General features: G+C 65.8%; 14 protein-coding genes and 1 riboswitch. Of the genes, 7 read left to right on the top strand and 7 right to left on the bottom strand.

The genetic code is table 11. The annotated features are described in order from the left end of the window. From EJ105_RS19095 to EJ105_RS19065, 7 genes are all read left to right on the top strand, one after another. Positions 1-449: TrbJ/VirB5 family protein (locus tag EJ105_RS19095; RefSeq protein ID WP_488657466.1), on the top strand; the 449-nt coding region annotated here is incomplete at its 5' end. A gap of 9 nt (positions 450-458) precedes the next feature. After that, positions 459-719 carry a putative entry exclusion protein TrbK-alt gene (gene trbK-alt, locus EJ105_RS19090; RefSeq protein WP_250167592.1) on the top strand — a complete coding sequence of 87 codons (261 nt, stop codon included), beginning with the start codon at positions 459-461 and terminating at the stop codon, positions 717-719. Continuing rightward, complete coding sequence (gene trbL, locus EJ105_RS19085; RefSeq protein WP_250167591.1) at positions 716-1,996, top strand: P-type conjugative transfer protein TrbL; 1,281 nt, start codon at positions 716-718, stop codon at positions 1,994-1,996. The genes trbK-alt and trbL overlap by 4 nt, the downstream gene beginning before the upstream one ends. Further along, positions 1,993-2,682, top strand: coding sequence for a conjugal transfer protein TrbF (gene trbF, locus EJ105_RS19080; protein WP_250167590.1), 690 nt, complete (start codon positions 1,993-1,995; stop codon positions 2,680-2,682). The genes trbL and trbF overlap by 4 nt, the downstream gene beginning before the upstream one ends. Continuing rightward, positions 2,679-3,731 carry a P-type conjugative transfer protein TrbG gene (trbG, locus tag EJ105_RS19075; protein ID WP_250167589.1) on the top strand — a complete coding sequence of 351 codons (1,053 nt, stop codon included), beginning with the start codon at positions 2,679-2,681 and terminating at the stop codon, positions 3,729-3,731. Before trbF ends, trbG begins: the two co-directional genes overlap by 4 nt. Next, positions 3,728-4,975, top strand: coding sequence for a TraB/TrbI/VirB10 family type IV secretion system protein (locus EJ105_RS19070; protein WP_250167588.1), 1,248 nt, complete (start codon positions 3,728-3,730; stop codon positions 4,973-4,975). The genes trbG and EJ105_RS19070 overlap by 4 nt, the downstream gene beginning before the upstream one ends. Before the next feature lies 1 nt (position 4,976). Next, positions 4,977-5,204, top strand: coding sequence for a DUF2274 domain-containing protein (locus tag EJ105_RS19065; protein ID WP_250167587.1), 228 nt, complete (start codon positions 4,977-4,979; stop codon positions 5,202-5,204). Between the two features lie 7 nt (positions 5,205-5,211). On the opposite strand, the gene EJ105_RS19060 is transcribed toward EJ105_RS19065, so the two are convergent. The 7 genes from EJ105_RS19060 to prpB form a co-directional block, all read right to left on the bottom strand. Continuing rightward, entirely contained in the window at positions 5,212-6,126 is a 915-nt protein-coding gene (locus tag EJ105_RS19060; protein ID WP_250167600.1) for a LysR family transcriptional regulator, read from the bottom strand. A 160-nt stretch (positions 6,127-6,286) separates the two neighbouring features. Then, entirely contained in the window at positions 6,287-7,024 is a 738-nt protein-coding gene (locus EJ105_RS19055) for a DUF6925 family protein (RefSeq protein WP_250167586.1), read from the bottom strand. Next, positions 7,014-7,808 (bottom strand): ABC transporter ATP-binding protein, encoded by a 795-nt coding sequence (locus EJ105_RS19050; RefSeq protein ID WP_250167585.1) that lies wholly within the window; start codon positions 7,806-7,808, stop codon positions 7,014-7,016. Before EJ105_RS19050 ends, EJ105_RS19055 begins: the two co-directional genes overlap by 11 nt. Then, entirely contained in the window at positions 7,805-8,800 is a 996-nt protein-coding gene (locus tag EJ105_RS19045) for a FecCD family ABC transporter permease (protein WP_394042486.1), read from the bottom strand. The genes EJ105_RS19050 and EJ105_RS19045 overlap by 4 nt, the downstream gene beginning before the upstream one ends. Next, positions 8,797-9,717, bottom strand: a complete 921-nt coding sequence (locus EJ105_RS19040; protein WP_250167584.1) for an ABC transporter substrate-binding protein — start codon at positions 9,715-9,717, stop codon at positions 8,797-8,799. Before EJ105_RS19040 ends, EJ105_RS19045 begins: the two co-directional genes overlap by 4 nt. Then, complete coding sequence (locus tag EJ105_RS19035) at positions 9,711-11,693, bottom strand: TonB-dependent receptor plug domain-containing protein (protein WP_250167583.1); 1,983 nt, start codon at positions 11,691-11,693, stop codon at positions 9,711-9,713. Before EJ105_RS19035 ends, EJ105_RS19040 begins: the two co-directional genes overlap by 7 nt. 102 nt (positions 11,694-11,795) lie before the next feature. Next, positions 11,796-11,994: riboswitch (cobalamin riboswitch) on the bottom strand. 130 nt (positions 11,995-12,124) lie between these two features. Beyond that, a complete protein-coding gene (gene prpB, locus EJ105_RS19030) occupies positions 12,125-13,042 on the bottom strand; it encodes a methylisocitrate lyase (protein WP_250167582.1) in 918 nt (305 codons plus the stop codon). Positions 13,043-13,052: the final 10 nt, after the last annotated feature.

The raw sequence follows: 13,052 nt of genomic DNA, 5'->3' as shown, positions 1-13,052 counted from the left end.
AGAAGATCGCCTATGACGTCGGCGCCATCGACCGGGCGTTCCAGGGCCAGTATGGCTCGGTCTCCCTGAGCAGTTCGGATGCCGCCCTCGTCACCCACGCCAGGACCCGCTGGGAGACCACGGTCGCAGGCCTTCAGGATGCGCTGCGGATACAGGCGGGCGTCGTCGGCAATCTCGACACCGGCCGCACGCAGGCCTCAACGCTGGTCGGGCAGAGCCAGGCGGCGACCGGCGCGCTGCAGGCCATGCAGGCCGGGAACCAGCTCCAGGCGCTCCAGGCCCAGCAGCTCTCCGACCTCACCGCCGTGGTGGCCGCCAATGGACGGGCGCAGGCGCTGTCCGAAGCCGAACGGGCGACGGCGGTGTCTGAGGGACAGGAGCGCTATCGGCGCTTCTCGACCCCGTCGAGCTATCAGCCCTCCGCTGTCACCATGTTCCGTGGCAACTGAGGGGCGGCCATGGATCAGGGCACCGCGCTCGGAACCCTTGTTGTCGCCGGGCTGGTCGGGTCGGTGATCGCGGCTCTGGCGATGGCCTCTGGCCGGCAGGTGGAGCCGGTCGTCTCAACCAGCGTGCCGGCAGGAAGCGTCTCCTCAGCCGACCTCAAGAGCTGCGCCACGCTGGAGCAGGCCGATCCCATCGATCCGCGCTGCGCCGCGCTGTGGGAGGCGAACCGCCTCCGCTTCCTCGGCAAGCCTGTGGAGGGAGCAACGCCATGAACGACGTCGGCGTCATCGATACCTTCCTCAACACCTTCACCAGCTACATCGATTCCGGCTTCGGCCTGATCAAGGGCGAGGTGACGGGCCTCTCCTCCATCCTGATCGCCCTCGACATCACGCTCGCCGGCCTGTTCTGGGCCTGGGGCGCCGACGAGGACGTGATGCGCCGGCTGGTGCGCAAAACCCTCGCCATCGGCTTCTTCGCCTGGATCATCGGCAACTTCAACGCGCTCGCCAAGATCGTCTTCGAGAGCTTCGCAGGGCTCGGCCTAAAGGCGGGCGGCTCCTCCATCAGCACGGCGGAGTTCCTGCGGCCGGGGCGGCTCGCGGAAGTGGGGCTCACGGCCGGCCAGCCGCTGCTTGATGCCGCGAGCCAGCTCACCGGGCCCGTAGCGCTCTTCGTCAACGCCGTGCAGATCGCCGTGCTGCTGGTCTCCTGGTTGCTGATCCTCATCGCCTTCTTCATCCTCGCCGTGCAGCTCTTCGTCACCCTCATCGAGTTCAAGCTGACGACGCTCGCTGGCTTCGTCCTCATCCCCTTCGCCTTTTTCGGCAAGACCGCCTTCCTTGCCGAGAAGGTGCTCGGCAACATCGTGGCCTCCGGCGTGAAGGTGATGGTCCTCGCCGTCATCGTCGGTATCGGCTCAGGGCTGTTCTCTGAGTTCACCACCTCCTACGGCGATGCCCAACCGACCATCAGCCAGGCCCTGTCCGCCGTGCTGGCGGCACTGGCGCTCCTCGGTCTCGGTATCTTCGGACCCGGGATCGCCACGGGACTGATCACCGGCGCGCCACAGCTGGGCACAGGCGCCGCCGTGGGGACGGGCCTCGCCGCAGGAGGTGTGGCGCTTGCGGGAGCGGGTGCCGCTGGCGTCGCTGTCCGGGGGGCAGGTGCCGCGCTCTCTGGAACGGCGGCTGCGGCACGAGCCGGAGCGAGCCTCGCCGGAGGAGCCGCATCCGCTTACGGCGCGGGAGCTGCCGGCCAATCCGGGGTGTCTGGCGTCGCGGGTGGCCTTGGTGGTGTCGCACGCGCTGGGGCAGCGGCGGCAACCTCCCCCTTGCGCGGTTCAGCCGCCGCGCCGCCGGCCTCCGGAGCCGCCGCCACCCCGTCAAGCGCTTCAGCCTCCTCCGGTGATGTCCCCGAGTGGGCCCGGCGCATGCGGCGCTCCCAGCAGATGGCCCACGGCATCCAGACCGCGACCCATGCGGTGCGATCCGGCGACAGCCATGGCGGCGGATCCTCCATCTCCCTCTCCGAAAGCGATCGCTCATGACGCCCTTCAAGCGACCCTTGGTCCATTACGGCCGCTCGCCCGCGCCCGAGACTCCCTATCAGCGTGCGGCCCAGGTGTGGGATGACCGCATCGGTTCCGCCCGCGTCCAGGCCAAGAATTGGCGCCTCATGGCCTTCGGTTGTCTCGCACTCTCGGCCGGTCTCTCCGGGGCTCTGGCGTGGCAGGCGCTGAGCGGCTCGGTGGTTCCCTGGGTGGTGCAGGTGGACAAGCTCGGGCAGGCGCAGGCGGTTGCACCCGCCACCTCGGACTATCACCCCTCCGATCCCCAGATCGCCTTCCACCTCGCCCGCTTCATCGAGGAGGTGCGCAGCATCTCCGCCGATCCCGTCATCGTCCGGCAGAATTGGCTGAGGGCCTACGCCTATACGACGCAGGCCGGCGCCATCGCCCTCAATGACTATGCCCGCGCCAACGATCCCTTCGCCCGGGTCGGCAAGCAGCAGGTGGCGGTGGAGGTCTCGAGCGTCATCCGGGCCTCGCCGGACTCCTTCCGCATCGCCTGGACCGAGCGCCGCTACCAGGACAGCAGCCTCGCCGACACCGCCCGCTGGAGCGCCATCCTCACCATCATGGTGCAGGCGCCGCGGGATGCCGAGCGCCTCCGGGCCAATCCACTCGGAATCTACGTCAATGCCATCAATTGGTCGAAGGAGCTCGCACAATGACGCTGGCCATCCGCACATCCGGGAAGCCGGCTTTCCGGGCCCTCTCCTCTCAGGCTTTCCGGAAATCAGGCTTGCCGCTTCTCCTCATCTGCACGTCAGCGCTCGCGGGCTGCGCCACCTTCGAGAAGCCGCCCGAGATCGAATATGACGATGCGCCGCCCGCCGTCTTCAAGGCCGAGCCGCCGGGGCCGGTCCGCATCGTCGAGCTGCCAAAGCCCCTGCCGCTGCCCGGTCAACTCAAGCCGGTGGGCAAGGACGGGAAAGCAGAGCCGGAAGCGAGCGACCCTGCGATCCGGGTGAACCAGGCCAATGCCGCCGCCCGCGTGCAGCCCGTCCGCAATGGCTTCATCAATTCCATGCAGGTCTATCCCTTCGTGGAGGGCGCCCTCTATCAGGTCTATGCCGCGCCGGGGCAGGTCACCGACATCGCCCTCCAGCCCGGCGAGCAACTGGTGGGCACGGGACCCGTGGCTGCCGGCGACACGGTGCGCTGGATCATCGGCGACACCGAGAGCGGGGCGGGGACGGCCAAGCAGGTCCACATCCTGGTCAAGCCCACGCGGCCGGACCTCACCACCAACCTCGTCATCAACACCAACCTGCGCACCTATCACATGGAGCTGCGCTCGACCGAGAAGACCTACATGGCCTCGGTCTCCTGGCAGTATCCCCAGGACCAGCTCATCGCCCTGCGGCGCCGGAATGCCGAGGCTCAGGCGGTGCAGCCCGTCGCCACCGGCATCGACCTCGCCCGCGTCAACTTCCGATACGAGGTCACAGGCGACCGGGCTCCGTGGCGACCGCTGCGGGCCTTCGATGACGGCCAGCAGGTGTTCATCGAGTTTCCGCGCGGCATCGCCCAGGGCGAGATGCCGCCGCTTTTCGTGGTCGGCCCGCAGGGCGACACCTCCGAGCTTGTGAACTATCGTGTGCGCGGCACCTACATGATCGTCGACCGCCTCTTCGCCGCGGCCGAGCTGCGCTTCGGCGCCGACAAGGATCAGAAGCGCGTGCGTATCTCCCGCACCGATGGGAGGCCGGTTCTATGAGCGGCAATGAAACCGGGAAGGGGAGGGGGCCGGACCCGAGCGGAGATGCCGGTGCCCGCCCTTTGACGGGAGAGGCTGTGGCGGCCATGCGGCTGCGGCCGGAGCCGCCGCGGGTGACCCGCCTGTCCCGCAAGGTGCTGGCCGGACTGGGGCTGGCTGCGGGTCTCGGGATCGGCGGCGCCCTGATCTACGCCCTTCAGGCGCGCAGGGACCGCGGACCTGGCCAGGAGCTCTACGCCACCGATATCAAGGCGACGCCGGACGGACTTGCCGGCTTGCCGAAGGACTACACCGGCATCCCCAAGCTCGGGCCGCCACTGCCCGGCGACCTCGGCCGGCCGATCCTGAATGCACAGACGGCAGCCCAGCCGCCGATCCCAACGATGGCAGGCATGCCCAATCCAGCTCTCAGCCCCGAGGAGCAGCGTCAGCTTCAAGAGAGCGAGGCGGCGCGGACCGGACGGCTGTTCGCCCAGACCAATACGCGGCCGGTGAGCCCTGTCCCGGCGCAACAGGTGAGCGCAGCGTCGGCTACAACGGCGGCACCTGTCCCGGACCTGACATCCCTCGGCCTCGTTCCGCCGGCGGCGACACCGACGGCCCAGGAGCGCCAGCTCGCCTTCCTCAACCAGGCAATCGACCGACGCACAGTATCGCCCGACCGCGTCGCGGCTCCGGCCTCGGCCAATATCCTGCAGGCTGGCGCGGTCATCCCCGCGGCGCTGATCACCGGCATCCGATCTGACCTGCCGGGTCAGATCACCGCTCAGGTGACGGAGAATGTCCATGACAGCCCGACCGGCCGGATCCTCCTGATCCCTCAGGGCACCCGCATCATCGGCCAGTATGACAACGGTGTCGGCTTCGGGCAGCGCCGGATCCTTCTGGTTTGGAACCGGCTGATCTTCCCCAATGGCCGTTCCATCGTGCTGGAGCGCCAGCCTGGAGCCGATGCTGAAGGCTATGCCGGTCTCGAAGATGGCGTCGACTATCACTGGGGCGAGCTGTTCAAGGCGGCAGTGCTCTCCACCATCCTGAGCGTTGGGGCGAGCGCCGGGACATCAGGCAGCGACAACGATCTTGCGAGCGCCTTGCGCGAGGGCGCATCCGACAGCATCAGTCAGACCGGACGCCAGATCGTCCAGCGCCAGCTCAACATCGCGCCGACGCTGACCATCCGGCCGGGATACCCGGTGCGGATGATTGTGACACGGGACCTCGTTCTCGAACCTTATAGAGGCTGACATGCCGAAGCTGAAGCTCAGCGAAATCCTCGACGACAAACCGGTGAAGGTGACGGTCGAATTGCCGGCGAAGCTGCATCGTGATCTTGTCGCCTATGCGCGAGTGCTGGGCGGAGAGACGGGAAGCTCCATTGCTGGTCCCGCCCGGCTCATCGTACCGATGCTCGAACGCTTCATAGCGACGGATCGTGGGTTTGCAAAAGCGCGACGCGAGACGGTCTCGGGTTAAAGGCCGTTCAATCTCTGGCTGTGCGAGTACGTGCCATCGTTCGCGCAAGGCTGAGCAGCGTCTGTAATGCAGGATTGTCATTCTGCGGCGCCCACGCCGCATGAAACGAGACCGATTCACCGAATAGCGGACGATAGACGACCCCAGGAACCTTAACGAGGCTTTCTGATTCGGTAATCAACGTCGAGCCTCGCCCCGCTGAGACGAGGTTAAGGAGCTTGTAGCGTCCGACACGCTGAGCCTCGACGTTGGGTTCTCCATTCGTCTCGCGAATCTTGCGAACAACGTAGTTCTCAATTCGCGCTGCGGCAGGGGTATCTCTAAGCAGGATCTTTTCTGTGCCCAGGTCCTCCCATCCCACAGCGTCAAAAGCCGACAAAGGGTGACTTTCCGCGAGAGCCACCAGCACCTGCTCTGACCAAAGAAACTCCGTTTCACAGTCTGAAAACTGCGTTAGGCCGATTACGAACGCGATATCGATCTGAAATTGACGGATACCACTAATATGTTCGCTGGCTTCACCCTCGACAAAGTCGACATGAACAGCACCGTATCTATTGTCGTATGCCTTAAACAGACGCGATAAAAAGCCTGATGAAAGGGAGGAAAATAGACCTACTTTTATGTACCCACCTTCGGCCCGACCGAGGGCTGCGATTTCAGCAGCTCCGTCACGGATGTGAGCCAACGCGTGGCGAGCTCGATTAAGGAAACGTTGTCCTGCAATAGTCAAATTTATCCCGCCAGGGTGCCTTAGAAACAAGGCCGCGCCAACGACGTTTTCCATATCACGTATTCGCCGACTTACTGACGATTCCTGAACGCCGAGTGACAGGGCAGCTTTCCGGAAGCTCCCGTGTTCGGCGGCAGAAATGAAATACCTGAGATGAGCAATTTCGATGTTTGCGTGACTATCTGTCATCAGCAAGGGACGTTCATTCTTGTGGGACCTGCCTTTGCCCAAACCGCGAATAGCGAGCCCGTATCGTGAGAATCGAACTACACCTCTGCAACTTTAGAGGGTGTAGGGTGAGCTGGCTAGCGTGCCGGCGATAGGCGGGACGACAGGTCCAAAGTCAGCATCAGGTGCATGTTGCGGTGTCAGCTTTCCCATCCGTATCCTGCGCCGCGGGAGGGTGGATGGAGAGGCAAGGTACCCATCCCTCGGGGATTGGAACCGTGGCGGCGTGGGTGCGCTGATGCGCCAGAAGCCTCGGCAGAACGTGCGTATGCGGCCCATCGGGACTTCGGCCATCAGGCGGCGGAATAGGCGAGAAAACTTCAATGCGCGCGAGCGCTGAGATGAACACGCGATGCGGACCATGCGCGACCAAGGCGGGCATCAGGCCGGGAACCTCGAAGACCGGACGGCCCTCGCCGGCGCGCAGCATCGCCAGAAGGTCCGGAGCGCTGGTCCTTATGCATGCCTCGACGGACTCAAGTCCAATGCCGAGGTCGAACAGAACGGCGTCGCGATCTTCTTCCCGCAGGGCATCGGCGTCAGTCCCCACTTCGGTGAGCACGTTGCGGCCGGCTCTGCTGGCCGAGATGGTCGGCAGACACACGGCGCGCGCGGGTATACGGCGTTCGGCGTGGCGCGAAGGCATGCGATAGTCGACGAGGGCGGCTTGCGGATGGTCGTGAAAGCGCAGCCCACCACGAGACGTGAGCACCGAAAGGCTATAGGGCTCCTCCCGCACCTCCGTCGCCTCGGCGGGGTCTCGCATGAATTCCGCGATGGCCCCGAAAATGCCGAGGCTGAAGCCACACTGCGGGTCCCGGACATGCGCGGCGATAGCGGCGAAGATGTTATCGCTCATGCTTGCTGGCCTCCTGCCTGCTGTTTGCGCTCCCGTGCCGCGACCATGGCAGGACGACACTCTCGCCCGCATGTTCGAACCGCACGACATCGACCGAAAACGTCTCCGCGACCCGTTTTTCGTCCAGCACCTGCCGTGGGGCACCTTCGGCGATAAGGCTCCCATCCTTCATCAGGGCGACACGATCGCAGAAGCGGGCGGCGGCCGGAAGGTCGTGGATCACGGCGACCACCACTGCGCCGCGCCGGGCGGTCTCGCGCAGCAGCGTCATGACTTCGATCTGGTGGAGCGGATCGAGCGTGGCCGAAGGCTCGTCCGCGAGCAGGATCGGTGCCTCCACCGCCAATGCGCGCGCGAGCAGCACGCGGGCGCGCTCGCCTCCCGACAGGGTGCCGGCGGATCGCTTGGCCAGATGGGTCACTTCCGCGGCGTCCATGGCACGCCGGACGGCCGCGTCCACCAAGGCTCCGCCGTGCGGCAGGCGCCCAAGCGCCACCACCTCTTCCACCGGAAGCGGCCAATGAACGCGCCCGTCCTGTGGGAGGTACGCCACCGAGCGCCCGAAGGCGCGGCGCCCGATCTGCGACCGGGTGCGCCCTGCGTAGGACACCTGTCCCGATGCAGGATCTTCGAGGCCCGCGAGGACGCGCAAAAGGCTCGTCTTCCCGGCGCCGTTGGGCCCCAGAAGCGCGAGGAACGTGCCCGGCGACACCGCCAGGCTGACGTCCCGCACCAGCATCGTTTTGTCCCGGGTCACCGTCACGGACTGGGCTGCGAGGCTCATCTCTCCATCCCCTTCAGCCGGATGAGGAGAAACAAGAAGAACGGCGCGCCGATGAGGGCCGTCACCACGCCGAGCTTCAACTCGGGGCGGGTGGGGATCAGGCGCACCACGATGTCCGCGCCAAGGGTCAGCGCCGCGCCCGCGAGCCCGCTCGCCAACAGCAGCCGGCCCGGACGGTGGCCGACAAGAGGGCGCATCAAATGCGGCACGACGAGGCCGACGAAACCGATCGCCCCAGCCACCGCCACACTCGCCCCCACCGCCGCTGCGGTGCCCGCGATGACACGCAGCCGGACCCGGCGCAGCGGGAAGCCGAGGCTTTCGGCAGCCTCCTCCCCCAAGGTCAGGGCATCAAGCGCCGAACCTGTGCCCAGCACGAGCGCCCAGCCTATGGTCATGAAGGGCAACGCCAGAGCCACATGCACCATGCTGCGGTCGGAAAGTGACCCCATGAGCCAGAACACCAACTCAAGTGCCGCATAGGGGCTGGGCGCGAGGTTCAGCGCCAGCGCGGTCAATGCCCCGGCGAGGCTTGAGAGAGCGACGCCGGCGAGGATGAGAACCACGGTTCCCGCACCCCGCGCGGCGAGGATCAGCAGAACGGCCGTCGCGGCGGCGGCGCCGGCAAGGCGGCCTATGGGGAGAGCCATGGCGAAGGTTGAGGAAAAGCCGAAATAGAAGGCGATGACCGCCCCGAGCGCCGCGGCACCGGACACGCCCACCACACCCGGATCGGCCAGGGGATTGCGCATCAATCCCTGCAAGGCCGCCCCCGTGATCCCCAGGCTGAAGCCCACCGCCGCGCCCAGGATGGCGCGCGGAAGACGCAGTTCCGCAAGCACCAGCGCGGAGAGGCTTGGCCGGCCGGAAAGAAGATCATCGAATGCCGCGCCGATATCGAGCGGCGCATAGCCCACGGCAACCGAGACGCAGAAGAGCCCAACGACCAGACATGCGAGAGCGAGGGGCAGGATAAGACGCTTGGGAGTCACCGTAGGGCGCCTCCACCGATGTGCGCGGCCGGCCCAACTTCCCCAGGCGCGCTGGCACCGGAAAGACGCAGCCGAGCGGCGGCGAGACGGGCGGCGGCCTCGGTGAGCGCGGGACCTGCACAGGTCCAAAGCCGGGGCGGCAGCGCTGCGGACCGACCGGAGGCTGCGAACGCCGCCAGCACCGGGTGGCGCAGGAGGCCATCGGCGAGAGAGGGGGGCGCATCCTTCTCCGCATTGACAATGAGGAGGTCGGGGTCGGCGCGCACGATCTCCTCAAGTGTCAGTTGTCCCATCCTGTCGGTGGACAGGCGGGCGGCAAGGTTCGATAGACCGGCCTTCTGCATGACCTCGTCAGAGATCGAGCCCCGGCCGGCAGTGAAGCCGTTGGGCCTCAGAACCACTGCTGTTGGCTGGTCCTCCGCGACTGCGGGCAGCCGGGCGAATCCATTTTCCATCTCCCGCACCATCTCCTCGCCCCGCGCCGGAACGCCGAGCCGCGCCGCCACCATGCGGATCTGGGCATAAGCCTCTCCCAGCGTTCGGGGAACATCGAGCTCAAGCACCTCGAAGCCAAGCCGGCGCAACATGGCCGTGGTGGTGCGCGTGGTATAGGCGCCGACGATGACGAGATCCGGCTGGAGGGGGACAATCTCCTCGGCCAAACCCCGGTTCATCGGCACGGTGCGGGCAAGGTCCGCGACGTTGGAGGCGCGGGGGTCGCGGGCGAGAAACGTGACGGATGCGACCTGTCCCGGATCGGCAAGGCGCAACACCAGTTCATCGGCGCACAGGTTGAGCGAGACGACGCGAAGCGGGGCGTCTGTGCGCCCCGCTTCGGCAAACGCCCCCTGCGCCAGCAGAAGGTGCCACACTGCGACGAGCACGCTCGCAAGGCGCCTCGCAGCTTCCCTCACCATGTGAGCTTCACACCGCCATAGGCGCCGAAGCCGGGAGCAAGGAAGCCGTTGGGATTTTCGTAGGTCTGGTCGAACAGGTTGTCGATGCGCCCAAAAAGCATGGCGTTGGCGTTCAACTTATAGTTGGCGGCAACGTTGACCACCGTATAGCCGGGCTGGTCGATGTAGTTCGAGGTGAGACGCACGATGTCCCACCAGGAGGACGCGTAGACGAGGCTCGCCGTGAGGTCGAGTTCGTCGGTCGGCCGCCAGCCGAGGGTAAGGCTCACCTTGTTGTTGGGCCGCCGCAGGGGATTGCAGGACGTCGCGTCGATGGGCGCACAGGCGGCGCCGAACGGCAGGCCAGGGGGCACATATCCGACCACGTCGGTGTAGGTATAGTCCACGCGCGCATCAATGCGGTCGGTGACCTTGACGGCGATGAACGCCTCAACACCCTGCGACACGGCATTTGAAATGTTGATGTTCTGATACGTCACCGGATCGTAGCTGATGAGGTTGGTGATGTTGTTGTGGAAGTAGGTCACGCCGAACAGCACCCGGTCCCCGAATGCTTTCTGCTCAAAGCCTGCGTCCCATCCGGTGCTTTCTTCCGGCAGCAGGTTCTGGTTGCCGTAATAGGGCGCATAGAGCTGGTAGAGCGTGGGGGCCTTGAAGCCCGTGCCGTAGCTCGCTTTCAGCTTGGTGCCGGTCTCGTCGAACAGAAGAGCAGGGGCGAGACGGAAGGTGGTGTGGTCGCCGAAGCTGTCGTCGCTGTCGTAGCGCACGTTGGCGGCAAAGAAGAGCCGGTTCCAGAGATTGCCCTGATACTCCGCATACACGCCCGTGTCGCCTGTCGCGGCGTCGATGGATGTGTAGGCGGTGGCGGAGGTCATGCTCTCGTTGCGCCGCTCAGCACCCACCAGCAGGTTCTGTCCCGGCGCGAAGGCGTAGTTGGAGCGCAGGTAATAGATCTGCCGGTCGCCCTCATAGGTGCCGTTCACTGACGTGTTCGGCCCGACGGTGGGATTGGACGTGGAAAGCTCGCTCACACCGAAGGTGGTTATGAGGCGATCATCGAAAGCCTTCCACACCCCTTCGCCCTTGGTGAAGAACATGCTGGCATAGGACGTGGAACGCTGCGCGGCCGGCACGCCGGAATAGGTGGGCGGGGGATAGGTGTCCGGCGTGAAGGCGAGGCTCGAGTCGATGTAGCGCGCAACGAAGTTGACCGCGAAATTGTCCGCCGCCTGCCAGTCGAGACGCGTCGAATACGTCCAGTTGTCGTAAGCGTTGGGATTGAGCGGCCAGAAGGGGGGCGCGATGTTCTGGGGCGTCACCGGAATGTCGGTGGACGAGAAGTGGGTGACGTTGAACGAATACGACAGTTTTTCCGTCGAACCGGAGAGGCCTGCATACTGGTTGAAGGTGCCGAGCGCTCCGCCTTCCACATAGGCCGTGACCTTGGGCGGGCCTTCGCCTTTCTTTGTGGTGACCGCAATGACGCCGCCGATGGCGTCCGAGCCATAAAGGCCGGACTGCGGGCCGCGCAGCACCTCCACCCGCTCGAGATCGGAGGCCATGAGCTGCCCGAAGTCGAAGGCGCCGTTGGGCGTGGAGGGATTTCCGGCGTCAATGCCGTCAATCAACACCTTCACATGATTGGAATTTGTGCCCCGGATGAAAACCGAGGTCTGCCCTCCGGGGCCGCCCGTCTGCACCACGTTGAGGCCGGGCAGGGACTGCAGCACGTCCGGGAGTGTGCGCTGCTGGGCCCGGGCGATGTCGTCGGCGGTGACGATGCTGACCGAACTCGCCACCTCGGTCTCGGGCGTCGGAATGCCGGTGGCGCTGACAACGAGGGTGGGCAGGTCACCGGCATTTTGGTCGTCCGCCGTCTGGGCAAAAGCACACGGAGCGGATGCGACGGAAAGGAAGGCAACGAGGGCCGTGGCCCGACCGGGGCGGCGGGGGAGGGACAGCAGAACGGACGACATGAAGACACTCGGCGGCGCGGGTGGTCCGTCACCGCGAACGAGGTCGCCCGGCCGAGAAAGGCTGGAAAACCGCCACCAGGACACCCCGCCCAATGAGCTCGCGTGTGACCACGATCGACGGCAGGTCTCCTGGCTCACGGGTCACCGCCCGTCTGCCGCCTTCCCAGATCTCGCGACCCAGTGGCTGATGGCAGAGGACTCGCCGCTTACAGTTGCGGGGGCAGCCACGGCATTTTCGGACTCACCGAATCACCGTGTTCCCTTTTGATCCCTTTCGGGAACCGTCACTTTAACGATACGGATAGATTTTGCGGTGCGTCAATGGCTCGCCACGATAAAGACAGAAAGCGCCCGAGTTGCTGCGAAAATGCCACAATGTGGCATCGTCTACGTCGCCGCTCCCGGGCGCTCTGAAACCTGACCCGTTGACCTCACTCTGCCGCGAGCGTCGGAACCACGGTTGCAACGATCGACGCATCGAGAGCCTCGAAGGTCTTGAGGCCGATGAGATCGTAGAGCTCGGCCCGCGTCTGCATTTCGCCGACCATTGCCTGCGTGGAGCCATCGCGCGCAAGCGTCGCGTAGAGCGTTTCCTGTGCCTTGTTGGCCACCCGCAGCGATGACACGGGCCAGATCACCAGGCGATAGCCCATGGCCTCGAATTCGGACGCGGTGAAGAAGGGGGTTCGGCCAAACTCGGTCATGTTGGCGAGCAGCGGCACGCCGGGCAGGCGGCTGGCGAATGCGCGGAGCATCTCCGCGTCGTTGAGCGCCTCGGGGAATATGGCGTCGGCCCCCGCCTCCACATAGAGCTTGGCGCGGGCCACCGCCCCGTCGATCCCCTCGCTGGCCGCCGCGTCGGTCCGCGCGATGAGGTAGAGGTGGCGCCGGGCTTTGGCGGCGGCGGCTACCTTGGCGGCCATGTCGCGGGCGTCCGCCAGCTTCTTGTCGTTCAGGTGGCCGCACTTCTTCGGAAGAAGCTGATCCTCGATGTGGACCGCCCCGGCGCCAGCATCCTCGAAGGTGCGCACCATGTGCATCACGTTGAGCGCTTCGCCATAGCCGGTGTCGCCGTCCACCAGCACCGGCAGGCCGCTGGCGCGGGCCACCTGACGGATGAAGAAGGCAACTTCATCCACGGTGATGATGCCGAGGTCCGGCAGGCCCATGGACGCCGTCATGGCGGCACCGGAGAGGTAGAGGGCATTGAAGCCGGCTGCCTTCGCCTGCAGCGCAGCCATGCCGTTGTGCGTGCCGGGAATCTTCAGGATGCCATCGGCCTCCACGAGGGCCCGGAAGCGGGTGCCGGCAGGCGCGGCGGGGCGATCGGATGCGACGAGATAGGGCATGTGTCTCTCC

The organism is Xanthobacter aminoxidans (genome assembly GCF_023571765.1).
Classification (GTDB): Bacteria; Pseudomonadota; Alphaproteobacteria; order Rhizobiales; family Xanthobacteraceae; genus Xanthobacter; species Xanthobacter aminoxidans.
This window is presented reverse-complemented; position numbering and strand designations above follow the sequence as displayed.